Annotated in this window: 21 protein-coding genes, 1 tRNA gene and 1 pseudogene; 19 read left to right on the top strand and 4 right to left on the bottom strand. The window is 74.2% G+C overall.

All coding sequences use genetic code 11. The features are described from left to right. Positions 1-80 precede the first annotated feature (80 nt). Positions 81-1,091 (top strand): hypothetical protein, encoded by a 1,011-nt coding sequence (locus ACIQUQ_RS16795; RefSeq protein WP_403976331.1) that lies wholly within the window; start codon positions 81-83, stop codon positions 1,089-1,091. Between the two features lie 45 nt (positions 1,092-1,136). Here the strand turns inward: ACIQUQ_RS16795 and ACIQUQ_RS16800 are convergent, their stop codons facing one another. Then, a complete protein-coding gene (locus ACIQUQ_RS16800; RefSeq protein WP_403976333.1) occupies positions 1,137-1,607 on the bottom strand; it encodes a very short patch repair endonuclease in 471 nt (156 codons plus the stop codon). A 106-nt stretch (positions 1,608-1,713) separates the two neighbouring features. Further along, entirely contained in the window at positions 1,714-2,712 is a 999-nt protein-coding gene (locus ACIQUQ_RS16805; RefSeq protein WP_403976335.1) for a tetratricopeptide repeat protein, read from the bottom strand. Positions 2,713-2,958: 246 nt separating this feature from the next. Here ACIQUQ_RS16805 and ACIQUQ_RS16810 point away from each other — a divergent pair, with 246 nt between their 5' ends. From ACIQUQ_RS16810 to ACIQUQ_RS16825, 4 genes are all read left to right on the top strand, one after another. Further along, complete coding sequence (locus ACIQUQ_RS16810; RefSeq protein ID WP_403976633.1) at positions 2,959-3,708, top strand: class E sortase; 750 nt, start codon at positions 2,959-2,961, stop codon at positions 3,706-3,708. Positions 3,709-3,824: 116 nt separating this feature from the next. After that, positions 3,825-4,148 carry a DUF6412 domain-containing protein gene (locus tag ACIQUQ_RS16815; RefSeq protein ID WP_403976337.1) on the top strand — a complete coding sequence of 108 codons (324 nt, stop codon included), beginning with the start codon at positions 3,825-3,827 and terminating at the stop codon, positions 4,146-4,148. Positions 4,149-4,319: 171 nt separating this feature from the next. Continuing rightward, on the top strand, positions 4,320-5,246 hold the full coding sequence (locus ACIQUQ_RS16820; RefSeq protein ID WP_403976339.1) for a YidC/Oxa1 family membrane protein insertase: 927 nt from the start codon (positions 4,320-4,322) through the stop codon (positions 5,244-5,246). Positions 5,247-5,368: 122 nt separating this feature from the next. Beyond that, positions 5,369-6,226, top strand: a complete 858-nt coding sequence (locus ACIQUQ_RS16825; RefSeq protein WP_403976341.1) for a fumarylacetoacetate hydrolase family protein — start codon at positions 5,369-5,371, stop codon at positions 6,224-6,226. A 72-nt stretch (positions 6,227-6,298) separates the two neighbouring features. Here ACIQUQ_RS16825 and ACIQUQ_RS16830 read toward each other — a convergent pair whose 3' ends face one another. Then, positions 6,299-7,384, bottom strand: coding sequence for a Gfo/Idh/MocA family oxidoreductase (locus ACIQUQ_RS16830; protein WP_403976343.1), 1,086 nt, complete (start codon positions 7,382-7,384; stop codon positions 6,299-6,301). Between the two features lie 235 nt (positions 7,385-7,619). Here ACIQUQ_RS16830 and ACIQUQ_RS16835 point away from each other — a divergent pair, with 235 nt between their 5' ends. The 13 genes and pseudogenes from ACIQUQ_RS16835 to ACIQUQ_RS16895 form a co-directional block, all read left to right on the top strand. After that, complete coding sequence (locus ACIQUQ_RS16835) at positions 7,620-8,675, top strand: ROK family protein (RefSeq protein WP_403976345.1); 1,056 nt, start codon at positions 7,620-7,622, stop codon at positions 8,673-8,675. An 886-nt stretch (positions 8,676-9,561) separates the two neighbouring features. Then, a complete protein-coding gene (locus tag ACIQUQ_RS16840) occupies positions 9,562-10,464 on the top strand; it encodes a hypothetical protein (RefSeq protein ID WP_403976347.1) in 903 nt (300 codons plus the stop codon). Between the two features lie 74 nt (positions 10,465-10,538). After that, complete coding sequence (locus ACIQUQ_RS16845; RefSeq protein ID WP_403976349.1) at positions 10,539-11,297, top strand: GntR family transcriptional regulator; 759 nt, start codon at positions 10,539-10,541, stop codon at positions 11,295-11,297. Between the two features lie 138 nt (positions 11,298-11,435). Continuing rightward, entirely contained in the window at positions 11,436-12,557 is a 1,122-nt protein-coding gene (locus ACIQUQ_RS16850; protein ID WP_403976351.1) for a TIGR03364 family FAD-dependent oxidoreductase, read from the top strand. A 5-nt stretch (positions 12,558-12,562) separates the two neighbouring features. After that, positions 12,563-13,279 (top strand): phosphonatase-like hydrolase, encoded by a 717-nt coding sequence (locus ACIQUQ_RS16855; protein WP_403976353.1) that lies wholly within the window; start codon positions 12,563-12,565, stop codon positions 13,277-13,279. Next, on the top strand, positions 13,276-14,352 hold the full coding sequence (locus ACIQUQ_RS16860; protein WP_403976355.1) for an ABC transporter ATP-binding protein: 1,077 nt from the start codon (positions 13,276-13,278) through the stop codon (positions 14,350-14,352). Before ACIQUQ_RS16855 ends, ACIQUQ_RS16860 begins: the two co-directional genes overlap by 4 nt. Next, on the top strand, positions 14,345-15,301 hold the full coding sequence (locus ACIQUQ_RS16865) for a 2-aminoethylphosphonate ABC transporter permease subunit (RefSeq protein ID WP_403976357.1): 957 nt from the start codon (positions 14,345-14,347) through the stop codon (positions 15,299-15,301). Before ACIQUQ_RS16860 ends, ACIQUQ_RS16865 begins: the two co-directional genes overlap by 8 nt. Further along, complete coding sequence (locus tag ACIQUQ_RS16870) at positions 15,288-16,085, top strand: ABC transporter permease (RefSeq protein WP_403976359.1); 798 nt, start codon at positions 15,288-15,290, stop codon at positions 16,083-16,085. Before ACIQUQ_RS16865 ends, ACIQUQ_RS16870 begins: the two co-directional genes overlap by 14 nt. Positions 16,086-16,184: 99 nt before the next feature. Further along, positions 16,185-17,252, top strand: coding sequence for a 2-aminoethylphosphonate ABC transporter substrate-binding protein (locus ACIQUQ_RS16875; protein WP_403976361.1), 1,068 nt, complete (start codon positions 16,185-16,187; stop codon positions 17,250-17,252). 71 nt (positions 17,253-17,323) lie between these two features. Further along, positions 17,324-18,844, top strand: a complete 1,521-nt coding sequence (locus ACIQUQ_RS16880; protein WP_403976363.1) for an alkaline phosphatase family protein — start codon at positions 17,324-17,326, stop codon at positions 18,842-18,844. Between the two features lie 122 nt (positions 18,845-18,966). After that, the gene (locus ACIQUQ_RS16885) at positions 18,967-19,746 is read left to right on the top strand and encodes an HAD-IIA family hydrolase (RefSeq protein WP_403976365.1); all 780 of its coding nucleotides are present in this window, start codon (positions 18,967-18,969) and stop codon (positions 19,744-19,746) included. Between the two features lie 174 nt (positions 19,747-19,920). Then, on the top strand, positions 19,921-20,511 hold the full coding sequence (locus tag ACIQUQ_RS16890; RefSeq protein WP_403976367.1) for a hypothetical protein: 591 nt from the start codon (positions 19,921-19,923) through the stop codon (positions 20,509-20,511). Beyond that, a pseudogene (locus tag ACIQUQ_RS16895) lies at positions 20,511-21,149 on the top strand (class F sortase); the annotation flags it as partial. The gene ACIQUQ_RS16890 and the pseudogene ACIQUQ_RS16895, both read left to right, overlap by 1 nt. 278 nt (positions 21,150-21,427) lie before the next feature. On the opposite strand, the gene ACIQUQ_RS16900 reads toward ACIQUQ_RS16895, so the two are convergent. After that, positions 21,428-21,501, bottom strand: a tRNA-Lys gene (locus ACIQUQ_RS16900). Positions 21,502-21,685: 184 nt separating this feature from the next. Here ACIQUQ_RS16900 and ACIQUQ_RS16905 point away from each other — a divergent pair. Continuing rightward, positions 21,686-23,038: a peptidoglycan-binding protein gene (locus ACIQUQ_RS16905; protein WP_403976635.1), complete on the top strand. Its 1,353-nt coding sequence runs from the start codon at positions 21,686-21,688 to the stop codon at positions 23,036-23,038. The last annotated feature ends 1,816 nt before the right edge of the window (positions 23,039-24,854 follow it).

Below are 24,854 nucleotides of genomic sequence, written 5' to 3' on the forward strand. Positions count from 1 at the left end.
GAGCAGCAGCCGCAGGGCCCCGCTCAGGGCCCCGCTCCGGGCCTGCACCAGGCCGGGCGGCCGCCTCAGGAAGGGCGCCCGTGCCGGCCCCAGCACCCACACGGGACCCGAACCCCATCGCCCGTCGGCAGCTCAACCTGGCCACGACCCATCAGCTCCGGCGGGCCGGTGTGGCGGCCGGCACGATCAGCCGCCGCACCCGCCCGGGAGGGCCCTGGCAGCGGCCGCTGCCCCGGGTCTGCCTGCTCCAGACCGGACCGCCCGACCCGCGCCAGCGCGCCCTTGCCGCGGTGCTGTACGCGGCCCCGGCCGACGCCGAGCCCCTCTCGGGCGCCGGCGCAGTCCTCACCGGCGGCGCGGCACTCGCCCTGCTCGGCATCCGCGACGCCCCGGCCACCCCGGTGGACGTCCTGGTCCGCGCCCCGCGCACGCTCCGGGCAACCGGGTACGTACGCCCCATGCCCACCAGCCGCTGGCCGGTCACGATGAGCGTCGACGGCATCCCCGTCACCCGGCCGGTCCGCGCGGCGGCGGACTACGCCCTGCGCGCCACCGACCCCGACCAGGTCCGCTCCGTACTGGCCAACACCGTCCAGTCGGGCTGGGTCCACCCGCACGACCTGCACGCCGAGCTGCGCGCCGCCCGCGCCCTGAACCGCCCCGCCACCCGCGCCGCGGCCACGGAACTGCTGGTCGGCGTCCGCTCGATCGCCGAGGGGAGGGCCCGCGACGCCCTCGCCGCCTCCGACCTCCCGCCCCCGCTCTGGAACGCCCGCCTCTACACCCCGGACGGCACCTTCCTGGCCACCCCGGACGCGTACTGGCCCGACGAGGGCGTGGCTTTGGAGGTCGACTCGGCGGAGTACCACTACACCCGCGACTCCTGGCACGCCACGCTCCTGCGCTGCCTCCGCCTGGAGTCCCACGGCGTCCTAGTGGCGAGCGCGACCCCTTCGATGCTCCGCGACGCCCCTGCCCTGATCGTCGAAGCCCTCCGCACCCTCCTCACCCTCACCACCACCCGCCCCACCCCCCTCACCATCCACGCCAGGGGCCACACCCAACTCCAGCTGCCGTTGTTGTCTCCCTGACGGGACGACGCTGCCGAACCGGGCCTCGATCTCAGCCTCCGGAGATCACGACGGCTCGGTGTCGTCTTCTGGCTTACGGCGGATCCGGTTCACGGTGAGCACGATCTCGTTGGCGCTTGTCTCCGGTGCTTCGTGCTCCCAGAAGCGGAGCACGGTCCACCCGGCCTCCTCGAGCTGCCGGTCGGTGTCGCGGTCCCGAGCCACGTTCCGGGCCACCTTCTCGGACCAGTAGCCCGGGTTGGTCTTGGGCGCCACGTAGTGCTCAGGGCAGCCGTGCCAGTAGCAGCCGTCGATGAAGACTGCGACTTTCGTCGGCCTGAAGACCATGTCAGCCGTGCGGCGGAAATCCGGCAGGGGTTTGGCTGAGACTCGGTAGCGGAGCCCTTGCGCGTGCACGAGCCGGCGCACCAGCTGCTCGGGCTTGGTGTCACGGCTCCGGATGGCCTGCATGTTCCTACGCCGGGCCGCAGATGAGGCCCAGGAACCGGCAGGGGGCACCCACTCTTGCGGTGGCATCAGAAGAATCCTTTCCACGGATCGGCCCTGCTGATTGCCATCGTGACAGGAACGCTGGTCCGGCTCTGGCCCTGGTGAGGTTCCGTTCGGTGCTCGGCTCCGACGGTCAGAGGGCGCCGTGGCAGGTTGCGTACGGGCGGGTCGAGGCGCACCAGCACGGGGAGGACGGGGCGGGGGGCCAAGCGGTGGCCTTGCCTCGGGCTGCCAGGGTGGTGGCGTATTCGGCCAGGAGGGACGGGGAGGACGGGGAGGTCTTCTCGGAGGCCGCGAAGGCTTCGTACGAGGGGACGCTGCCCGTGACGATGCCCAGGTTCGGGGTGCCCGAGGAGGCGAGGTCGCGGAGGGAGGCCTCGATCTGGTTCAGGTGCGCCTCGTGGGACGGGTATTCCGCCTGGAGGGCCGGGTACGAGGTGAGGAGTTCGGTCAGCTCCGCCGCCGGCCAGTGCAGGACGGCCACCGGGAACGGGCGCGAGAGGGCGGCGCGGCGGTCGCCGAGCTCCGCCCGCAGCCGGGCGATCTCGGCGCGCAGCTCGGCCGGGTCGTTCGAGCCCAGGGCCCAGATGCGCTTGGGGTCGTGGAGCTCGTCCAGCGGGATCGGCCCGGTGTGGCGGGTGTCGGCGACCATGTCCCAGTCGTCGTGCGGGAGGCCGAGGAGGCGCCGTACCCGGTGGCGTCCGGTGAGCAGGGCGGCGGAAGCCGTCGAGAGGGGTTCGTCCTCGCTGATCAGGAGGGTGGCCGCCTCCGTGAACGCCGCCTGTGACTCCGCGAGCTCGTCGTGGGCCTCCAGGGCCTCGGCGACGACCTCCCAGGGGGCGGGGTCCTGGGGCGCGGCCGCGCGGATGCCGGCGATCAGCGCGCGGGCCTCCGCCTCGTGGCCGTACTCCCACAGGTTGGCGGCCTGGAGTGCCTTGATCAGGTGCGGGTTCGCGGGGGTGCCGGCGAGGAGGCGGTCGTACAGGGCGCTCGCCCGCTCGCGTTCGTCGGCGAGTTCGAGATGGGCCGCGGCCTGGAGGATGAGCGGCTCCTGGTCCTCGGGGTAGCGGGAGGCCGTGCGCAGCAGGCGATCGGCTTCGGCGACGTGCTCGTCAGGCGTATCGGGGCGCATGGTCAACACCGTACTGCCGCAGGTCGGTCTGACGCTGGTCAGTTGGCGCGGGAGGTTCTAGGGTGCGCCCGGCGGAAGGGGGAGCCGGTGCGGGAGCGGGTTCCGGTCGTCGTACAGGGCCGGCGTACGCGGTACGTGACGCTGCGCGCCTCCCGCGGGTCGGTCGGGTGGAGCGGGCCGGGTGGTTCGGGCGGGCCGGGCGGCGGGCCCCGGTGGTCCGGGTTCCGGTGGTCCTCGCTCCGGCGCGTGGGGGCCGGCCGGCTGCTGTGGGGCGGCGCTGAACTGGCCGTCACCTGCGGGCTGGTGCTGCTGTTGCTGGTGGTGCACCAGCTGTGGTGGACCAACCGGGAGGCGCTGGCCGAGGCCCGCGGCCAGGTACGGGCCCTGGAGAGCAGGTGGGCAGCCGGGCCCGCCGAGGCGCCCGGGGGAGCCGTGCCGGTGGAGCCGGGCGGCGCCGAGCCGGTCGTGGAGCCGGGGGCCTCGCCGCCGGTCCGGGCCACGGTGCCGGGCGGCGGGGGGCGCGCGCGGGTCGAACCGCCGCGCGGGGAGGAGCCGTACGCCGTGCTGCGCATCCCGCGCCTCGGGGTGGTGGCGCCGGTCGCGCAGGGCGTGGGCAAGCGGGCGGTGCTGGACCGGGGGTACGTCGGGCACTACGCCGGTACGGCGCAGCCGGGGCAGCAGGGCAACTTCGCGCTGGCCGGCCACCGCAACACCCATGGGGAGCCGTTCCGTTACGTCAACCGGCTGCGGGCGGGCGACCTGCTGGTCGTCGACGTGCGCGGCCGGCGGTACACGTACGTGGTCGACAAGCGGCTCGATCAGACCTCCGCGCGGGACGGCGGGGTGATCGCTCCCGTGCCGCGCAGCGTCGTCCGGCCGTCGTACGGCTACTCCGCGCCCGGCTCGTACATCACGCTGACCACCTGCACGCCGGAGTTCACCTCGAAGTACCGGTTGGTGGTGTGGGGGGTGTTGAGGTCCTCGGTGCCTCGGTAGCCGGTGATCTTCAAAGCTTCGATTCTCGTGGGCGGGGGCGGGCAACCGGATTGGCGGTTGGGTGGTCTTAGGGGGTGAAGGGGCGAGACGGCTGGCAGGGCGGGGGAGGGGACGTGATGGCACGCGACGGTGAGCGCGGAGCGCTGTTCGGGCTCCTCGGTCTGTTCGGGCTCGGCGGTCTGCTGGGGCTGCTGGGGGCGTTCGCCGGAGACGGCTCGCTCGGTACCGCCGTCGCCCTGGCCGCCACGGCCGCCGTCGCCACCGCCATGACCTGCGCGGTCCTGGCCGCGCGTGTCGTCCTCACCGTGCCGCCGACCCGAATACGCACCGCGATGCGGGACAGGGAACAGCGCACGGCCTTCCTGCCGCAGCGCGATCCCGACGCGGCCGGCCGCTCCCGGCCCAGGGCCCCAGGGCGTCCTGCCCTGACGGCTGCGTAGGGGCGCGTTCACGGACCTGAACCGGGAAGGTTGGTTCCACTTTTTCTTCCCCGGGTCCCGGGATCGTCATCCGGATCCCTCATCCCCTTCTTCTCCAGCACCGCGCCCCCGTGGCTCGTCGCGCCGACATCCCATGCCGGAACGCAGGACGAGACCCTTCGGAGGGCCCGTATGTCCGTCTTCTCGACCCTTGTCACCTCTCTCGCCGGGTTGCTCGACCCGGTCTTCGCCGCCGCTGCCACCGCCGCGGCGATCGTGGTGTTCACCTTGCTCGTACGGGTGGCGCTGTACCCGCTCAACCGCTCGGCCTTCCGGTCGCAGCAGGCCCGGGCGGCCCTGGCGCCGCAGGTGGCCGAGCTCCGGCGGCGCCACCCGGCACCGAAGGACGCCGAGCGGCTGCGCAAGGCGGTGCTCGAACTGCACGCGGAGGCGAAAGTGTCCCCGTTCGCGGGGCTGCTGCCGATCTTCGCGCAGCTGCCGGTGTTCTTCGTGATGTACCGGGTCTTCTCCTCCGACCGGATCGGGGGAGAGGTGAACGCGCTGCTGGACCACCGGCTGTTCGCGGCGCCGCTCGGCTCGCGGTGGGCGGACGCGCTGGGGGAGGGCGGCCTCGTCGGGGCGCAGAGCCTGGTCTTCCTCGGGCTCTTCGCCGCCATCGCCGCCGTGGCCACGTGGACGGTGCTGCGGGCCCGGCGGGCCGGCGGACTCGCCGCAGCCGTGCCCGAGCTGGGTGCCGGCGGCGGGTCCCGGACGCGGAGCGGCGGGCGGGCCGGGGACGGTGGTGCGACCGGTGGTCGGTCCGGTGCCGGTGCCGGTGCCGGCGCCGGTGCTGGGGTCGGGGCGGCCGGTGCGGCCGGTGCCGCGGTCGGCTCCGCCGGTGCGGGCGAGCTGCCCGGGGGTGAGGCCCTGCAGAAGGTCACACGGTGGCTGCCGCTGCTGGCCTTCGGGACCGTGGTCACCGCGGCCGTGGTGCCGCTGGCCGCCGGGCTCTACCTGCTCACCACCACCGCCTGGACGGCGGCGGAGCGCGCCTGGCTCCAGTGGCGCTGGGAGGTGGCGGCCCGTACCACCGGGACGGGGTCGCGTTCCAGTCTGTGAACGGGGTCTTGCGGATTGGGTGGACTTCTTGGAGGATCGGCCAATCCTCCGATGGCCGCAACCCATCGTCCGGCCCGGGGCATGTCCACGGGTCGACCACCCTCGACCACGGGAGAATGCCCATGAAGCTGCTGCGAGTCGGCCCGGTGGGGGCTGAGCGCCCCGCGCTGCTGGACCAGGACGGGACCCTCCGGGACCTGTCCGGCCTCGTCACGGACATCGACGGAGCCCTGCTCTCCGACGAGTCGGTGCTGTCCCGGGTACGGGAAGCGGCCGCCGCGGGCGAGCTCCCGGCCCTTGACGCGGAGGGGCTGCGCACCGGCGCCCCCGTGGGCCGGATCGGCAAGATCGTGGGCATCGGGCTGAACTACCACGACCACGCGGAGGAGATCGGCGCCGCGATACCCGAGGAGCCGATCATGTTCCTCAAGGCGCCGGACACCGTGGTCGGCCCCGACGACACCGTGCTCGTACCGCGCGGCAGCGTCAAAACCGACTGGGAAGCCGAGCTGGGCGTCGTCATCGGCAGCACCGCCCGCTACCTCAACTCCGCCGAGGAGGCGCTGGCCCACGTCGGCGGCTACGTCCTGGCCCACGACATCTCGGAGCGCGAGTTCCAGATCGAGCGCGGGGGCACCTGGGACAAGGGCAAGAACTGCGAGACCTTCACACCGCTCGGCCCCTGGCTGGTCACGGCCGACGAGGTCGGCGACCCGCAGACCCTGGGCGTCCGCCTCTGGGTCAACGGCGAGCAGAAGCAGGACGGCACCACGGCCAACCAGATCTTCCCGGTGGGCGAGGTCGTCCGGTACCTCAGCCAGTTCATGACCCTCTACCCCGGCGACGTCATCGTCACCGGTACCCCGGCGGGCGTGGCGATGGGCCAGCCCGAGCCGAAGCCGTACCTGCGGGCCGGCGACGTCGTGGAGCTGGAGATCGACGGCCTGGGCCGTCAGCGGCAGGAGCTCAAGAACGCCTGATCGGTGGTTGGGGGCCGGGAGCCGGGGCTGGGGGCGGCCCCGGCTCCCGGCCAGAGGGCCAGAGGTCGGAGGTCAGAGGTCGACCGTGACGCCCTCGGCCGCCGAGCGGCGCGCGGCCTCCAGTACGTCGAGTGCCGCGGCGGCCTCGTAGGCGCTGACCGGGTTCGGCCCTTCGCCGCGCAGGGCGGCCGCGACGGCCGCGTAGTACGCCGGGTAGTCGCCCGGCTCCGTCGGTACGGGCGTGCCGCCGCCGGTCAGCGGCGACTCGCCGGACCCCAGCCGGCCCCACCGGCCCTCGGCCTCCACGCCCCAGGGTGCGCCGGCGGCCGGACGCTTGCCCTCCCGCAGCGCCGCCTCCTGCGGGTCGAGGCCGTACTTCACGTACCCCGCGCCCGACCCGAGCACCCGGAAGCGCGGGCCGAGCTGCGCGGTGGTCGCGCTGACGTAGAGGTGCGAGCGGACGCCGGACGCGTGGGTGAGCGCGATGAAGGTGTCGTCGTCGGTCTCGGCGCCGGGGCGGCGTACGTCGGCCTCGGCGTAGACCCGCACCGCCGGGCCGAAGAGCACCAGGGCCTGGTCCACCACGTGGCTGCCCAGGTCGTAGAGCAGCCCGCCGATCTCCTCGGGCGCGCCCGACTCGCGCCAGCCGCCCTTGAGCTGGGGCCGCCAGCGCTCGAAGCGGGACTCGAACCGCTGCACCTCGCCCAGCTCGCCGCGCTCCAGCAGGCCGCGGAGGGTGAGGAAGTCGTCGTCCCAGCGGCGGTTCTGGAAGACGGACAGCAGCAGCCCGCGCTCGTCGGCGAGGGCGGCCAGCTCCCGGGCCTCGGCCGCCGTCCCGGCGACCGGCTTGTCGACGACGACGGGGAGTCCGGCCCGGAGTGCGGCCGTGGCCAGCGGGACGTGGGTCTTGTTGGGGGAGGCGATGACGACCAGGTCGAGGGCGCCGGGGTCGTCGAAGAGTTCTTCGGGGGTCTCGGCGATCCGCACACCGGGGAACTCGGCGCGGGCCTGCGCCTGGCGCTCCGGATTGCCGGTGACGATGGTGTCGAGGACCAGCCCGTCCGTGGCGGCGACGAGCGGGGCGTGGAAGACGGAACCGGCCAGGCCGTAGCCGATGACGGCGACGCGGAGGGGGGCGGGCGTAGTCGTGGACGTCATGGACCTACTTAAGCAACGCTGTTGCCAAAGTGCAAGGAGTGGCGACAATGGGCTGGTGAGCCAGGTGATGCAGGGGAATCAGGGTGGGGCGGGCGAGGCGCGAGACGGAGGCGGGCTCGGCGCCGGTCCGGGAGGCGGGCCGGGTCGCGTGGGGCGGGACAGTGGCGGTCCGGGCGTCGGTCCGGGCGTCGGCCCGGGCGTCGGCCCGGGGCGGGGTGCCGTCGGGCGGGCCGGCGTGAACCTGCCGGGCCTGCGCGGACACAACGACGCGCTCGTCCTCGGGCTGCTCCGCGAGGCGGGCGAGGCGGGGGTGGACCGGCTGGAGCTGGCCGGTCGTACGGGCCTCACGCCGCAGGCCGTCAGCAAGATCACCGCCAGGCTGCGGGAAGAGGGGCTCGTGGCCGGGGCCGGACGCCGGGAACCGACCGGCGGCAAGCCCCGCACCCTGCTGCGGCTGGTGCCGGAAGCGGGCTGTGCGCTGGGGGTCCAGGTCGACCGCGACGAGTTCAGGGTGCTCCGCGTGGACCTCGCGGGGCGGGTGGCCGAGGAACGCGGCGGGCCGCTGGACTTCGGCGCGGGCGCCGCCGCGGTGGTGCCGGCCGTCGCGCGCGAGGTGGCCGCGCTGGCCACGGGCCCGGGGGTGCTCGGGGTCGGGGTCGCCGCGCCGGGGCCGCTGGACCACGGCACGGGAGTGCTGGGCCGGGTGACCGGGTTCCCCGAGTGGGAGGGCGTCGACCTGCGGGCCGCCCTCGCAGGGGCGCTCGGTCCGGAGCTCCCGGTGGTGCTGGACAAGGACACGAACGCGGGCGCGCTGGGTGCGGGCGGTGCGGGGCGCGGGGGTGCGGGTTCCTTCGCGTACCTGCACGTGGGTACGGGCCTGGGCGCCGGCCTCGTACTGGACGGCACCCTGCACCGCGGGCCGCGCACGGGCGCGGGGGAGTTCGGCCACCAGGTCCTGCTGCTGGACGGGCCCGAGTGCGGGTGCGGGGCGCGGGGGTGCGCCGAGGCGCTGTGCCTGGACGCGGTGGCGCGGGGTGATCTGCCGGGGGCCGCCAGGGTGCTGGGTGCGGCGGCGGCCAATCTGGTGGCCCTGCTCGACGTGGACCGGGTGTTGCTGGGCGGCCGGGTGGTGGCGCGGGCGCCGGACGTCTTCGCGCGCGGGTGCGCGGAAGTGCTGCGGGAACGGGCGCTGGGTGCGTACGAGGTGCCGGTCGCGGTGGCGCCCGGGGACGCGGTGGCGCTGGGTGCGGCGGAACTGGTGCTGGGGAGGGTGTTCGGGGTGGGCGTGTAGGGGTGGGGTGGGGTGGGCGTGTAGGGGTGGGGGTGGGATTGCGTGGTGCGGGTGGTGCCCGGCCCTGCGGCCGGGGGCCGTGGCCAACGGTGGGCCCGTGGACATGTCTTCTGGGGTGCGCCTCCCGGTATGCCCACTGCTTTAACCGGAATGGCGTCTACAGGCCTTCATGCGCCTGCCCGTATTCCGTCCAGTAGCCGGCTCATGCGTTCAGAGAAGCGTGGTTGCTGTTCGTGGGTGGCTGATGGAGGCTCCCGTGCGCCGGAGACCGCCCGCGGCTATGAGTGGGGCGCACCTTCTGTGGTTGAGGTCCGAGACGGGAGCAACCATCGAGATCCGGTAGTGGTGAACATCAGCCATAGAAGGTGCGCCCACGCGAGACGGGTTCGCGGTCTCCGGTGTACGGGAGCCTCCATCAGCCCACCAGCCAGCTCAGCCACGCTTCTCTGACCGCCTGGGCCGGCTACGGAAGGTAGGACCGGGAGGCGCATGAAGGCCTGTAGGCGCACTGCCGGGCAGGCTTGGCTCGCTTCGGGGAGGCGCAATCCAGAAGACATGTCCACGGGCTCACCGTTGACCACCGCCCCCGGCCGCCGGGCCGGGCACGGCCCGCACCCATCCCGGCACCGCCCCCGGCCGCCAGGCCAGGAACGGCCCGCACCATCCGGCCACCGCCCCCGGCCGCCGGGCCGGACCGGGCCCGCACCAACCGGCCGCGGTCCGCACCCCAAAGCCCCCCTGAGCCATCCGGGGGTAATTGATCCGCGCCGGCAGCGGGGTGGCGTGTGGGGGTGCGGGGATGGGCGCGGGGCGTGGCAGGGTGCCGGGTAGGACCGGGTGATTGTCACCTGGTCAGACCATCGTCCGGCGATCAGCGAAGGTGCCCATGCGAACGCGGAACGCCCTGGTCCTGTCCGCCGCCCTCGCCGTGACCGCCATGGCTCCCGCCGCGTGCGCCGCCGTGGTGCCGGCCTTCACGTCCCCGGCCGTGGTGGCGGCGCACCTCGCCGCCGCGCCCGGGCTGGCCCCGGACATGCCCTCCGCTCCGGCGGTGCCCCTGCCGGCCCCCGCGGGTGATGCTCCCGTCGGTGCCCCGCGCGACGTAGGGACCGGTGGTGGGGCCAAGCCCGCCCCTGCGCTGCCCTCGCGGATCCAGCCCAAGTGCGGGGACGGGAAGAGCGCCGAGTTCCCCATCGGGGCCCGGATCCGCGGTGGCCCCTCGGTGTACCGCAGCGGCGGTGGCGCGCAGACCTGGTACCTCGACCTCACCAACACCACCCGTACGACCTGCGAGGCCGTGCACCCGGTGGTCGTGTTCACCGACCGCGACAGGGCGCTCAAGGCCCGCCACCTGCTGATGGACTTCACGGACCGGGGCACCGGGCGCACCCACGCGGTGACGCTCGAGCAGAGCGACGAGGACGAGGTCATCGCCGTCTTCGACGGCGGCGGCGACGGGTTCCCGGGCTTCACCATCCCGCCCGGCGGCTCCGTCACCGTCACCGTGCACCTCGGCTTCACCGAGGACGCTCCGCCCGGAGAGGTCGTCGCCGACGCCGCCCTCGTGCAGCGCAAGGCCGACGACGGCGACTGGGTGGGGGAGAGCGGTGGCTACCGCTTCACCGTGGAGGGGCCGGAGGAGCCGGCAGCGCCCGGGGCTGCCGGCTCCCTCGCCAGCACCGGACCCGGTACGGGCGGGCGTGACGCCGTGCTCGCCGGTGCCGCCGCCGTGCTCGCCGTGTCCGGCGCCGGTTTCCTGGTCGCCGCCCGCAGGCTGCGCCGCCGCTGAGCGGGCCGGGCCGTCCGGTCCCCGCCTACCGGCCCCCCGACCGTGCGGTCGCCGGGCCGCCGTAGGGTCGGCCTGTGGAACCGACCCAGCACACCCCCGGCGAACCCGTGCGCTCCGGCATCCCCGAGCACGGCCGCGTCCCCAAGTACTACGCCGTCAAGGCCCGGATCGCGGAGCTGATCGACGAGCTCGGCGAGGGCGGGCTGCTGCCCACCGAGCGGGATCTGGCCCTGCGCTACGAGGTGGCCCGCGAGACCGTGCGCCAGGCCCTGCGGGAGTTGCTGCTGGAGGGCCGGCTGCGCCGCCACGGGCGCGGCACCGTCGTCGCCGGCCCCAAGCTCGAACAGCCCCTCTCCCTCGCCAGCTACACCGAGGGCGTACGCCGCCAGGGCCGGCGGCCCGGCCGTACGCTCATCGGCCTCGACACCCTGCCTTGCCCGCCCGCGCTGGCCCCCGGCATCGGCGCCGAGGCCGGCGAGCCGGTGTGGCACCTGGAACGGGTGCTGCTGGCCGACGACGAGCGGGTGGGCCTGGAGTCCACGTACATCAGGGTGGCCCGAGTGCCGCACCTGTACGGCGAGTTCGACCCCGACTCGTCCTTCTACGGCTACCTGCGCGAGCGGCTCGGGATCTCCTTCGGCGACGCCGACGAGAAGCTGGAGACCGTCCTCGCCACCCCGCGCGAGGCGCTGCTCATCGGGACCCCGCCGGCCCTCCCGATGCTGCTGATCCACCGCTTCTCCCGGGACCAGGACGGGCGGCCCCTGGAGCGGGTGCGCTCGCTCTACCGCGGGGACCGGTTCAGCTTCACCACGCACCTCAGCCCTGGCTGAGCCGCCCGGAACGCCCCGCCTTGATCCGACTTCATGTCACGAGAAGATAACGGGTCTAGTCCAAGCTTGGGGGTCTGTTCACCGTCGCGTTGCCGATCGTCCGCCCCCGGGCCACGCCCCGCCACGACCGTTTCCGGCGTGAGAGTCATAGTCGTCGGAGGCGGCGTGGTCGGCACCATGCACGCCTGGCAAGCCATCAGTCGCGGCCACGAGGTCGTCCAGATCGAGCGCGAGGCCGAGGCGCGCGGCGCCTCGCTGCGCAACTTCGGCCAGATCTGGGTCAGCGGCCGCGCGGGCGGTGCCGAGCTGGAGACCGCCCTGCGCGCCAGGGAACTGTGGGAGGGCATCGGAGCGGAGGTCCCCGACCTCGGCTTCCGGCCCAACGGTTCGCTGACGCTCGTGCGCAACGAACGCGAACTCGCCGTCGCCGAGGCCGCCCTGGCCCGCCCGGACGCCGCCGCCCGCGGCTACAAGCTGCTGACCGCGGCCGAGGCCAGGGAGACCAACCCCGCCCTGCGCGGCGCCTACACCGCCGCCCTCTGGTGCGAGCGGGACGCCGCCGTCGAGCCGCGCACCGCCCAACTCGCCCTGCGCGGGGCGCTCCTGGCCACCGGGCGCTACACGTTCCTGCCCGGCCGCGAGGTACGCGAGGTCGTCGGCGGGCACGCCGTACGAGACGACCACGGGGACACCCACACCGCCGACGCGGTCGTCCTGTGCACCGGCGCGTGGCTGTCCGGCCTGGTCCGCGAGCTGGTCCCGGACCTGCCGGTACGCCGCGTCCGCCTCCAGATGATGCAGACCGACCCGCTCGGCGAGCCCCTGACCACCTCCGTCGCGGACGCCGACAGCTTCCGCTACTACCCCGCCTACCGGGGCCCGGCCCTCGACGCCCTCAACGAGGGGCAGGCGCAGACCGAGACCGCCGCCGCGCACAAGATGCAGCTGCTCATGGTCCAGCGCCGCGACGGCGGTCTGACCATCGGCGACACCCACGAGTACGAACACCCCTTCGCCTTCGACACCGTCGAGGAGCCGTACGAGCACCTCACCGAGGTCGTCGAGGCCTTCCTCGGCCGCCCGCTGCCGCGCATCCGCCGGCGCTGGGCGGGCGTGTACGCGCAGTGCACCGACACCACCCGTGTCGTCCACCGCCAGCAGGTCCGCGACGGCGTCTGGCTGGTCACCGGCCCCGGCGGCCGGGGCATGACCTGCTCGCCCGCCATCGCAGAAGCCACCGCGAACGAACTGGGCTGGTAAGCACCATGAGCAACAACACCCCCACGAACACCACGACCCCCCGCCGCCTCGTCGTCCTCGACATGGCCGGCACCACCGTCGCCGACGGCGGCCTCGTCGAGCGCGCCTTCGAGCGGGCCGCCGCCCGGCTCGGCGTCGAGCCCGGCACCCCCGACCACGCGGCCAAGCTCCAGTACGTCCGCGACACCATGGGCGAGTCGAAGATCTCGGTCTTCCGCCACCTCTTCGGTACGGAGGAACTGGCCCGGCGCGCCAACTCCGCCTTCGAGGAGGCGTACGCCGAACTCGTCGACGGCGGCCTGGTCGAGCCCCTTCCCGGCGCCCGCGACGCCATCGTGGAGCTCCGCGCCCAGGGCCACACCGTCGTCCTGACCACCGGCTTCGCCCGGGTCACCCAGGACGCCATCCTCGACGCCCTCGGCTGGCGGGACCTGGCCGACCTCACCCTCTGCCCGGCCGACGCCGGCGGCCGCGGACGCCCGTACCCCGACATGGTGCTGACCGCCTTCCTGCGCACCGGCGCCGTGGCCGGCGTACACGAGGTCGTGGTGGCCGGTGACACGGCGTACGACATGCTCAGCGGCGTCCGCGCCGGGGCCGGCACCGTCGCCGGCGTGCTCACCGGCGCCCACGGCCGCGAGGAGCTGGAGCGCAACGGCGCCACCCACGTGCTGGCGTCGGTGGCCCAGCTGCCCGGCCTGCTGACGCGGGAGTCGTCGTGACCGGCATCCGCTTCGAGTCGGTCTCGGTCGCCTACCACGGCACCACCGTCCTGGACTCCCTCGACCTCACCGTCGAGCCAGGCGAGGTGATGGCCCTCCTCGGGCCCTCGGGCTCCGGCAAGACCACCGCGCTGCGGGCCGTCGCCGGCTTCGTGAGCCCGGTCTCCGGCCGGGTCCTGATCGGCGGCCGGGACGTCACCGGCCTCCCGCCGCACCGCCGCGGCATCGGCATGGTCGTCCAGCAGTACGCCCTCTTCCCGCACATGCGGGTCGACGAGAACGTCGCCTTCGGACTGCGCGCCCAGAAGGCCCCCAAGGCCGGCATTCCGGCCCGGGTCGCCGAGGTGCTGGAGATGACCGGCATGGCGGCGTACGCCCGCCGCTACCCGCGCGAACTGTCGGGCGGCCAGCAGCAGCGCGTCGCCATCGCCCGGGCCCTCGCGATCCGCCCCGGCGTCCTGCTCCTCGACGAGCCGCTCTCCGCGCTCGACGCCCAGCTGCGCTCCGGGATGCTCGCCGAACTGGCCCGCCTGCACCGCGAACTGCCCGACGTGTCGATCCTCTACGTCACCCACGACCAGGTCGAGGCCCTCACCCTGGCCGACCGCATCGCGGTGATGGACCGCGCCCGCCTCCAGGACTGCGGCACCCCGCAGGAGCTGTACCGGCGCCCCCGCACCGAGTTCACGGCCTCCTTCGTGGGCAACGCCAACCTGCTGCCGGTACGGGTCGCCGAGGACGGAGTCCGGTTCGGGGACCAGGAGTTCACCCTGGACACAGAACGCGCCGCGCCCGGTTCTGCGGCCATCCTCTGCGTACGCCCCCACCTGCTCGCCCTGGGGGAGGGCCCCAACGCGCTGCGCGGCCGGATCGCCGAGGTGCAGTGGCGCGGCTCTACGCACCGGCTGTACGTCGACGTGGCCGGCCACCGGGTGAAGGCCGACGTCCCGGAGCTGCGGGAGACCCCGGCCCTGGGAGACGAGATCACCCTGCACTTCGCCCCAGAGGACGGGGTGCTGCTCGCGGCTGGGGGTCCCCCCAGCGGTAGCGGGGGGAGGGTGTCGGATGGCTGACACCTCGACCGGGCGGGCGGCGCGAGCGGTACGCGCGGCACGGCCAGTACGGACCGGCCCGCCGGCCTCGGTACCGGCGCAGCCCGGCCCCGGCCCCGGCCCCGCCGCCGGCGCACCCGCCCCGGCGAGCCGGAGCCTGCCGCGCTGGGTGTGGGCCGTACCGCCCGTGGCCGTGCTCGGGCTGGTCTTCCTCTACCCGCTGGGCCTGGTGGTCCAGCAGTCCGTCGCCCCCGAGACGGGGGGCCCGTTCAGCACGTACGGGCGGGTGCTCGGCTCGCCGGCCTTCCGCGAGGCGCTGGGCAACACCGTCACCCTGGCGCTCGGCGCCACCGCCGGATGCCTGGTGCTCGGCTTCGCGCTCGCCCTGGTCATCGCCTTCGTGCCGTTCCCCGGCGGCCGGGCGGTCGCCAAGTTCATCGACGTCTTCCTGTCCTTCCCGTCCTTCCTCATCACGCTCGCCCTGCTGTTCGTCTACGGCACGGTCGGGATGGCCAACGGGATGTGGACCGGCCTCACCGGGGCCGCCGAGGGCCCGTTCCGGTTCCTGGCCACTCCCTGGGGCGTGCTGCTCGCGGAGGTCACGTACTTCACGCCCTTCGTGATGCGCCCCCTGCTCGCCGCCTTCTCGCAGATCGACACCGCCCAGCTGGAGGTCGCCTCCAGCCTCGGCGCCCGGCCCGCCCGCGTGGTGCGCCGGGTGATCCTGCCCGAGTCCCTGCCCGCGCTCGCCGCCGGCGGCAGCCTCGTCCTGGTCATGTGCCTCAACGAGTTCGGCATCGTGCTCTTCACCGGCGCCAAGGGCGTCACCACCCTCCCGATGCTCGTCTACGGCAAGGCCATCCTCGAATCCGACTACACGGCCGCCTGCGTGGTCGCGGTCGTCAACATCGCGATCTCCGTCGGCCTCTACGGCCTCTACCGGGTGGTGAGCAAGCGTGCTGGTGCATAGCAAGGCCGGCCGCCGGGCCTCCTGGGCCGTCTTCGGCGTCCTCTTCCTGCCGCTCTTCGCGCTGCCGCTGCTCGTGGTGGTGGCCGCCTCGTTCGCCACCCACTGGTCCGGCGCCCTCCCGTCCGGACCCACCGCCGAGCACTACGCCTCGGCGGTGCGCGGCGAATCCCTCCAGGCGCTCGTCACCAGCCTGGTCACCGCCGTGGTCGCGAGCCTGCTGGCGCTGACCGTCGGGACCTGGGCCGCCCTGGCCGCCGACGTGCTGGGACGGCGCGGGCGGCGGCTGCTCGACGCGCTGTTCATGCTGCCCGTCGCGGTGCCCTCGGTGGTCGTCGGCCTCGCCGTGCTGGTCGCCTTCAGCCGGCCCCCGCTGCTCCTCAACGGCACCGGAACCATCGTGGTGCTGGCCCACACCATCCTGGTCACGGCCTTCGCGCACCAGTCCGTCTCCGCCGCGATACGCCGCCTCGACCCGGCGTACGAGCAGGCGGCGGCCAGTCTGGGCGCCCGGCCCTCCTACGTGCTGTGGCGGGTCAGGCTCCCGCTGCTGCTGCCCTCCCTGAACGCCGCCGCCGGCCTCTGCTTCGCCCTCTCCATGGGCGAGCTGAGCGCGACGATGATGCTCTACCCGCCGGACTGGGTGCCCCTGCCCGTCCGCATCTTCACCGCCACCGACCGCGGTTCGCTCTTCGGCGGCTCCGCAGTCGCCGTGGTCCTGATGGCCACCACCCTGCTCGTCCTGCTGGCCGTCTCCCGCGTCCGCACCAGGGCCTCGTACCGCTGAACCGCGCCGTTCCCCACCGCCGAGCCACGCCCCACCCCCCCCCGCACCCCTTCCCCGCACCGCCCGGCACCCCCTGCCTCCCGAGGAGATACGAACCCCATGTCCCGCCACCTGATGCGCGCCTGCGCCGCCGTCACCGGAAGCCTCGCCCTCGCCGCCGCCCTCACCGCCTGCGGCTCCTCCTCCGCCGACTCCGCCGACGGCGAGAAGGTCGTCACCGTCTACAGCGCCGACGGCCTCAAGGGCGAGAAGGGCGACGGCTGGTACGACAAGGTCTTCGCCGACTTCACGAAGAAGACCGGCATCGAGGTCAAGTACGTCGAGGGCGGCTCCGGCGAGATGGTCCAGCGCGCCGTCCGCGAGAAGACCAACACCCAGGCCGACGTGCTCGTCACCCTCCCGCCCTTCATCCAGCAGGCCGACGGGAAGGGCCTCCTCCAGGCCTACCAGCCCAAGGGGTCCGACCAGGTCAACGGCGCCGACAAGGCGGCCGACGGCAAGTGGACCTCCGTCGTGAACAACTACTTCGGCTTCGTCTACAACAAGAAGGAGCTCGCGCAGGCCCCCACGACCTGGGAGCAGCTGCTGGACGGCCGGTTCAAGGGCCGCCTCCAGTACTCCACCCCCGGCGTCGCGGGCGACGGCACCGCAGTCCTGATCAAGGCCATGCACGACTTCGGCGGACAGCAGCCGGCGCTGGACTACCTGAAGAAGCTCCAGGCCAACAACGTCGGCCCGTCGTCCTCCACCAGCAAGCTCGCGCCGAAGACCGACAAGGGCGAACTCCTGGTCGCCAACGGCGACGTGCAGATGAACTTCGCCCAGTCCAAGTCCATGCCGAACCTCGGCATCTGGTTCCCGGCCCGTGAGGGCGGCAAGCCCACCACGTTCGCCCTGCCCTACGCGGCCGGCCTGGTGGCGGGCGCCCCGCACACCGAGAACGGCAGGAAGCTGCTGGACTTCCTGCTCAGCGAGGAGGCCCAGAAGCTGGTCAGCGAGGTCGGCGGAGGCTTCCCGGCCCGTACGGACGTCAAGCCGACCGACGCCAACGCCGTCGAACTCACCAGGCTCATGGGCGGGGTCGAGGTGTTCGAGCCGGACTGGGCCGACATCGACGAGAACCTCACCGCGTACGTCGACGCGTGGAAGTCCGCGACCGGCTCCTGACGATTCACCGACCACACCCTCGGACCCCGTCCCACCCACCCCCGCACCGCGACCTGCTCCAGGAGGAGTACGTGCAGACCGTCCTGCCCGGACGCACCCTCGCCGTGGCCGCCACCGCCACCGCCCTGCTCGCCGCCGGCGTCTCCGCCCAGGCCGCCCCCGCCGCCGCGGAGGCCGCCAACACCGACAAGGTCCTCGTCATCGGCCTCGACGGCGTGGTCCTCGACCGCGTCAAGGCAGCCAACGCCCCCCGTCTCAAGGGCCTGATGAGCCAGGGCCTCACCGCCAAGAGCACCCTGTACGCAAGCCCGATGGCCGCCACCTCCTCGGGTCCCGGCTGGTCCACCATCGCCACCGGCGTCTGGCCCGACAAGCACGGCGTGAAGGACAACTCCTTCACCGGCAAGAACTACACCGCCTACCCGGACTTCCTGACCCGGGCCGAGAACACCAACCCGGCGCTCAACACCTACGCCGCGGCCGACTGGGAGCCCATCGCCTCCACCGACCAGAACGGCCCGATCTTCTCCGCCAAGGTCGACAAGCGCCTCAGCCTCAAGGGCGACCGCGACGGCTACCGCAACGAGGACCCGAAGATCGCCGCCGCGGCCGCCGCCGAACTGCGCGACGGCAACCCGGACGCCGCCTTCGTCTACCTCGGCGAGGTCGACGTGGCCGGCCACTCCCACGGCGCCGCCAGCCAGCAGTACCTCGACACGATCGCCCGGGTCGACGCCCTGGTCGGGCAGCTGCTCGACGCCGTCGCCGCGCGCCCGGCGTACGCCCAGGAGAACTGGAAGATCCTGGTCACCACCGACCACGGCCACACCGACGCGGGCGGCCACGGCGGTTCCACCATCCAGGAGCGCGGCACGTTCGTCATCGCCAAGGGCGCCGGGATCCCTGCCGGTTCGGTACGCGACGACGTACGCCTCGTCGACGTGGCCGCCATCGCGCTGGACCACGTCCACGCCGACACCTCCGCGGTCGACGGCCTCGCGCTGGGCGCCGCCGACGACGACGCCTTCGACACCGTCCGCCCGTCCCTGCGCACCCGGGTGGACGAGACCGGCATCGGCGCGACGGTGAAGGGCTTCACCCACACCCCGCCGGCCGGCTGGTCCGTCGACAACTCCCGGATGGGCGGCGGCGGCGTCACCGAGTGGGCCGGCTGGGCCTTCGCCACCGACGAGTTCTGGACCCAGGCGCAGCGCGACCAGTGGCGCGAGCTGAACGTCCGCTCCCGTGACGTCTTCGCCGTCGCCGACTCCGACGAGTGGGACGACAAGACCCACACCGGCTCCTTCGACTCCACGCTGGTCAGCCCCAAGTACGCGGTGACCGGCGGCACCACGCGCACCCTCCGCTACCGGACCCACTACCGGCACGAGTCCCCGCAGACCGCCCAGGTCCTCGTCTCGTACAACGGTGGCACGCCGACGGTCGTCAAGAGCCACACGGCCGACGCGGTCGCCAGGAACGAGGCCGTCACCCTCCAGGTCCCGGCCGGCGCGACCGACGTACAGGTCCGCTTCCGCTACACGGGCACCAACAACTGGTTCTGGACGGTCGACGACGTCACCCTGAACTGACCCCGGCGCACGCGCCGTCCCGGGCCGTGGACGTCACCGACGCCCACGGCCCGGCCCCGATAGGGTGGTACAGACCAGCGACCACCGAGGTCGGAGGCCACCGCAGAGCGGAGAACAGTCCCGTGCCAGAGCGCAAGCCGATCGAATCCTGGCTCACCGACATGGACGGGGTCCTCATCCACGAGGGCACCCCGATCCCCGGCGCCGACGCCTTCATCAAGCGGCTGCGCGAGTCCGGAAAGCCCTTCCTGGTCCTGACCAACAACTCCATCTACACCCCGCGTGACCTCCAGGCCCGCCTCCAGCGCATGGGCCTCGACGTGCCGGTCGAGAACATCTGGACCTCCGCCCTCGCCACCGCGAAGTTCCTCGACGACCAGCGCCCGCACGGCACCGCCTACGTCATCGGCGAGGCCGGCCTGACCACCGCGCTGCACGACATCGGCTACGTCCTCACCGACCACGACCCGGACTACGTGGTGCTGGGCGAGACCCGCACGTACTCGTTCGAGGCCATGACCAAGGCGGTCCGCCTGATCAACGCGGGCGCCCGGTTCATCTGCACCAACCCCGACGAGACCGGCCCCAGCACCGAGGGCCCGCTGCCCGCCACCGGCGCGGTCGCCGCACTGATCACCAAGGCCACCGGCAAGAAGCCGTACTTCGCCGGCAAGCCGAACCCGCTGATGATGCGCACCGGCCTGAACGCCATCGGCGCCCACTCCGAGACCAGCGCGATGATCGGCGACCGCATGGACACCGACGTCCTCGCCGGGCTGGAGGCCGGGATGAAGACCTTCCTGGTGCTGACCGGCCTGACCACGCCCGCGGACATCGACAAGTTCCCCTTCCGGCCGTCCAAGACGGTCGACTCGATCGCGGACCTGGTCGACCTGGTCTGAGGCGCCCGCCCTCCGGAGGCCGGCCGGGGCCGCCCGCTGCCCCCGGCTCCCGCCGCGTCCGCCACGGCTTCCTCCCTGGGGAGGTGCGGCCGCACCCGTACGGGTCAGCGACACGCCTCCCGGGATGCGTCGGCCGCCACGGCGCGTGAACCTGCCGGTACCAGGAGGTTCACGATGCGCACTGCTCTGCTCGCTCTCCGTGCCACCGGGGCGACCGCCGCCCTGCTGACCGTCTCCGTGGCGTCCGCCGCCTACGCACCGCTCGCCCAGGCCGGCGAGGAACGCGGCACGGTGTGGGCGACCCCGTCCACCGCCCACCCCGGCGCGCAGATCGAGCTGCGCGTCAACGGCTGCAACGGCACCACGGGTGCCGCCAAGTCGTCCGTCTTCGTCGCCGACGCGGAGCTGTCCGGCCGGGACGGCAAGGGCAAACCGCTGTACGGCGAGGCGATGATCAGCTCCCACGCCCAGCCGGGCTGGCACACCATCCGGGTGACCTGCGACGGCAAGGACGGCAAGGCCACCGGTTCCATCCAGATCGAGCACCGCGGCAACGACCACCAGCCGACCCACCACCCCTCGCCCGTCTGGCCCGTGCACGCGGGCGGCGGCGGCATGGCCACCGAGCTGGCCGCCAAGCGGGAGGACGCGGGCGACGGGCCGGGGATGCTGCACACCGCCATCGGTGCGGTGCTGGCCGGGGCCGCGACCATCGCCGTCGCGGGCCGGGCGCTGAAGCTGCGGCGCCGCCGCAGCGGGGACTGATGGCGGACGGCGACCGCCCCGCACCGGGCTCGCGGCTGCTGACCGGAGCCGCCTGGGCGGTGCTCGTGCTCGGCCTGTGGCTGTGGGGCCGGGAGATCACCGGCGTACCGCCGGGGCCGGGGCCGGGCACCGCCGGCTCCATGATCGTGCTGGGCCTGCCCGCCCCCCACGCGCCGCTGGCGGGTGCGCTTCCGCAGCGCGTCGACATGCCCTCCATAGGCATCCAGGCCCCGGTGGTCCCCCGGGGCCTGGACTCCGACGGCGGCATCGACCCGCCGCCGTACGACCAGCCCGGCACCGTGGGCTGGTACCGCAGCGGTACGCAGCCGGGCGCGCCGGGCGCGGCGCTGTTGGTGGGGCACGTGGACACGCGGTCGAAGCCGGCCGTGTTCTACGGGCTCAGCTCCGCGCGGCAGGGTGACAAGGTGCGGATCGTGCGGGCCGACGGGGTGGTCGCCGAGTTCACCGTCGAGGACGTGCAGGTCTACGAGCGCGACCGGTTCGACGCGCACAAGGTGTACGGGCCGCGGGTGCGCGGGCGCGCCGAGCTGCGGCTGGTGACGTGCGGGGGTACGTACGACCGGGTGGCGAAGCAGTACACGGCGAACGTGGTGGTGTCGGCGTACCTGACGGACACGGTCAAGAGCGCGAAGGGCACGGCGGGCGCTGCGGGCACGACGGGGACGGCGGGTGCGAAGGAGGCGGCTGACAGCCGGCTGAAGGCGGCTCCGGTGCTCACCGGGCCCGGCCGAGAGCCCGCTCCCCGGGACCTCGGGCCGGGCCGGTCCTCGACCGCGGGCGCGCCCGGACTGCGGGAGAAGCCCGGGGGCCGTACACGGGAGGCCTGACGTCACTGTAGAGCCAATATGACAATACGAAGAAGCCCCCCGCTGCTGCGAGGGGCTTCTTCCGTCGGTGCGCCGCCAGGGACTCGAACCCCGGACCCGCTGATTAAGAGTCAGCTGCTCTAACCAACTGAGCTAGCGGCGCCTGCTGACAGAGAAAACTCTACCCCACCTCCAAGGGTGCTCGTGACCAGCCACGCCCGGCTTGTCCGATTAACCCATATTCGTCGGTTTCTCTGTGCACTATATGTCTGGCCGAAGTAGGACCTGACGCCTCGACAGGTACGAGCTGACCCCAGGGGAGTGGACGGAACCGCATGACGATGCAGATGCCGACGCCGGAGTTCGAGGAGTACGAGCCCGCGACCGACTGTCCCTGTGCCGGCTGCGCCGCGCAGCGCGCCGAAGCCCGCACCCTGGCCCTCAGGGACGGGGGCCACCCGGGTGCGCAGGGCGCACGGCGCGCGCTGGTGATGGTCACGGCGGCGGGCGTGGTGCTGGGCGGGGGAGGCGCTGCCGTCGCCGTGGCCCCCGGGGCGGCGGGCCGGGCCGCGCCCACCGTCGGCGAGGGCGAGGGCACCCCGCAGGGTTCTCCGGCGCCGCTCTACGGTCCGGACGCGGTGGTCCTGGCCGCGACGCCGGCCGAGAGGAAGACCGACCGGGCGACGATCATCAACCGCGCGAAGCTGTGGCTGGACTCGAAGGTCCCGTACAGCATGTCCAAGTACTGGGGCGACGGGTACCGGCAGGACTGCTCGGGCTTCGTCTCGATGGCGTGGAACCTCGGGTCGAACGAGTGGACCGGCAGCCTGGACAAGTTCGCCACCCGGATCACCAAGGACGAGCTGCTGCCCGGCGACATACTGCTCTTCCACAATCCGGCCGACCCGACCTCCGGCTCGCACGTCACGATCTTCGGCGGCTGGACGGACCACACGAAGACCCAGTACCGGGCGTACGAGCAGACCCGCCCGCACACGCGCACGCAGTCGACGCCGTACGGGTACTGGAACAACGCCACGAAGTACCTGCCGTACCGGTACAACGGCGTGACCGGCGGGGTGGACCCGGACAAGCCGGACCCCGGGAACCCGGGGCCGGGCGGCTCCGCCGCGTACCCGGGGCGGAGCGCCTTCGGGCCGGGCGCGAACAACGCGCACGTGACGCGGCTCGGCAGGCTGCTGGTCCAGCGGGGCGGGGCGCGCTTCTACCGCGAGGGGCCGGGACCGCGCTGGGGCGAGGCCGACCGGCTGGCGACCCGGGCCTTCCAGCGGGCGCAGGGGTGGAAGGGCAGTGAGGCGGACGGCTTCCCGGGCCCGCACACCTGGCAACTGCTGGTGCAGGGCAAGGGCAAGGACATCGGGGGCGGCGGCGGTACGGGCGGCGGGGGCGGTACGGGTGCCGGTGGCGGCACCGGTGCCGGGGGCGGGAGCACGACCAAGGCGCCGCCGTACCCGGGCCGCGGCGTCTTCCGGCCGGGCCGGTCCTCACCGGCCGTCACGGCCCTCGGCCGGCAGCTCGTGAAGAAGGGCTTCGGCAAGCACTACACGTCCGGCCCCGGCCCGAGCTGGGACGAGGCGGACCGCCGCAACGTCGAGGCCTTCCAGCGCGCCCAGGGCTGGCGGGGCGCGGCGGCGGACGGCTACCCCGGCCCGGAAACCTGGCGACGGCTCTTCGCATGACGGAGGCAGGCATGTACCCCTCGCACACGACATCGACGACGGGAGACGCGACCCTCGCCGGGGCGCCCCGAACCCCGTCCACCCCCGCCGCGGCCCCGCCGGCAGCGGGGGACCCCCCGGCCGCCGCGCTGCCGGGCACGCCATCTGCCGTGGCCGGCGTGGTGCCGGGCGCGTCTTCTGCTCCGGGCACGGCCGTGCCGGCTCCCGTCCCGGCCGCTGTGGTTCCGGGCCCGTCCTCCGCCCAGGCCGCCGCCGCGCCGGGCGTCCGTTCCATCCCGTCCGCTGCCGTGCCGGGCGCGGTTCCGGCCCCCGTGGCGGCCACACCGGGTGTGGCTTCTGCGGCCGCCGCGCCGGTCGCGGGCTCCGTGACGGGCCGATCGGACCGGGCTGCGGCTGCCGCCACGCGGGGCGTGCCGTCCTCCGCGAGCACGGCCGTGCCGGCGGCGGCTTCGGCACCGGTGCCGGCCACTCCGGGCGGGGCTGCGGCACCGGTGCCGGCCACTCCGGGCGCGGCTGCGGCCCCGGTGCCGGCCACCGCCGTACCGGGCAAGGCCTCGGCCGTCGCCCCGGGCGCGGCCTCCGCCGCCGCAACGGTTCCGGCCTCGGCCGCCGGGCCGGGCGGCGCGCCGGCCGGCCCGAGTGCCACCGGCCGCCCGGCCAGGCGCTCTGCCTGGGGGCTGCTGCCGGAGTCGTCCGCGAGCGCGTCGTCCCCACCGGATGCCGCGGTGAGGTCTGCCCGTACGGAGCCAGGCGCGGCGGCCGCAGCGGCCCCGGCATCCGGCGCACCGGCCCATGCGGGACGGGCTGCGGCCGGGGTGGTCATGGCGGGGTCGGAGCGGTCCGCGCTCCAGGGGGCCGGGGAACCGGCTGCCGGGGGCCGGGGGGCTTCCGCGGCAGCGAACGCTGCTTCGGAGGGACCGGTCCCGGCGGGCTCGGCCTCGGGCCGGTCGCCCGCAGGGACGGCGGCTTCGGACGGGTCCGCCGCCGGAGCGGCATCGGGGAAGCCGGCTGTTGAAGGCCCGGCAACCGCTCGGCCTGCACCGGCGGCCCCGGCTGCGGCCGGTTCGGCCGGTGGCGCGCCCGCCACCGCCGACCGGACGCGGCGCGGGGCTGAGCGGTCGGCGTGGGGCCTCATGCCGGTGAACCCGGCCGACGCGCCGTCGGCGGAGGACGCGTCTGGGAAGACCGACGGGACCGCCGCGACCGCCGAGGAATGGGAGGCGTACACCGACGAGGTCCTCCGCCTCGTGGCGCCCGAAGAGCCGGCACGCCCCGCGGGGAGGCCGACCGGCACGCCCCGGGCGGCCGGATCGCTCACTCCGGCTGCCGAACGGCCCGCCGAGTACCCGCAGGTGGCCCCGCCCCGGTCGGCTGACGCCGTCGCGGGCGCCCCGCGCCAGAACACCGAGCCCGTTCCGGACCGGGCGCCGCACCCCCGGGCCACGACCGAGACCCGGAAGGTGCGGGGCGCGTCCGGCGCAGCAGATGCCCCTGCGGCAGCTGGGCACGAAGCCGACTCCCCGGCACCCGGGGCTGCCGCGGACCAGGGCCCGGCGGCAGCCGGCCCGGCCGCTGCCAACTCCCAGTCGGGGGCAGGGGTGGCCGGTCGGTCCGGTGGCCACGTGCCGGCACCGGGCGACGGTCGTGACCAGGACGCGGGCGGGGCCTCCGGAACCGGGGCCCACGCGGCGAGCCCGGCCGTCGGCCGGGGCGCGGTCGGGGGCGGCGATCCTCTGGCCGCAGGCCGGGATGAGGAGCGGTTCGGGGATGCGTCCCACGAAGCGCGCCCCGCTGCCGGCCAGGGCGCTCTGCACGA

The sequence above is a fragment of the Streptomyces sp. NPDC101118 genome (assembly GCF_044759445.1).
Classification (GTDB): domain Bacteria; phylum Actinomycetota; class Actinomycetes; order Streptomycetales; family Streptomycetaceae; genus Streptomyces.

What these genes read in the sequence shown, in the direction of transcription:
- ACIQUQ_RS16825 (WP_403976341.1), top strand. Translation starts at nt 5,369, where the DNA reads ATGAAGCTGCTGCGAGTCGGCCCGGTGGGGGCTGAGCGCCCCGCGCTG.
- ACIQUQ_RS16905 (WP_403976635.1), top strand. Translation starts at nt 21,686, where the DNA reads ATGCCGACGCCGGAGTTCGAGGAGTACGAGCCCGCGACCGACTGTCCC.
- ACIQUQ_RS16840 (WP_403976347.1), top strand. Translation starts at nt 9,562, where the DNA reads ATGCGAACGCGGAACGCCCTGGTCCTGTCCGCCGCCCTCGCCGTGACC.
- ACIQUQ_RS16865 (WP_403976357.1), top strand. Translation starts at nt 14,345, where the DNA reads ATGGCTGACACCTCGACCGGGCGGGCGGCGCGAGCGGTACGCGCGGCA.
- ACIQUQ_RS16805 (WP_403976335.1), bottom strand. Translation starts at nt 2,712, where the DNA reads ATGCGCCCCGATACGCCTGACGAGCACGTCGCCGAAGCCGATCGCCTG.
- ACIQUQ_RS16830 (WP_403976343.1), bottom strand. Translation starts at nt 7,384, where the DNA reads ATGACGTCCACGACTACGCCCGCCCCCCTCCGCGTCGCCGTCATCGGC.
- ACIQUQ_RS16820 (WP_403976339.1), top strand. Translation starts at nt 4,320, where the DNA reads ATGTCCGTCTTCTCGACCCTTGTCACCTCTCTCGCCGGGTTGCTCGAC.
- ACIQUQ_RS16890 (WP_403976367.1), top strand. Translation starts at nt 19,921, where the DNA reads ATGCGCACTGCTCTGCTCGCTCTCCGTGCCACCGGGGCGACCGCCGCC.
- ACIQUQ_RS16855 (WP_403976353.1), top strand. Translation starts at nt 12,563, where the DNA reads ATGAGCAACAACACCCCCACGAACACCACGACCCCCCGCCGCCTCGTC.
- ACIQUQ_RS16875 (WP_403976361.1), top strand. Translation starts at nt 16,185, where the DNA reads ATGTCCCGCCACCTGATGCGCGCCTGCGCCGCCGTCACCGGAAGCCTC.
- ACIQUQ_RS16815 (WP_403976337.1), top strand. Translation starts at nt 3,825, where the DNA reads ATGGCACGCGACGGTGAGCGCGGAGCGCTGTTCGGGCTCCTCGGTCTG.
- ACIQUQ_RS16800 (WP_403976333.1), bottom strand. Translation starts at nt 1,607, where the DNA reads ATGCCACCGCAAGAGTGGGTGCCCCCTGCCGGTTCCTGGGCCTCATCT.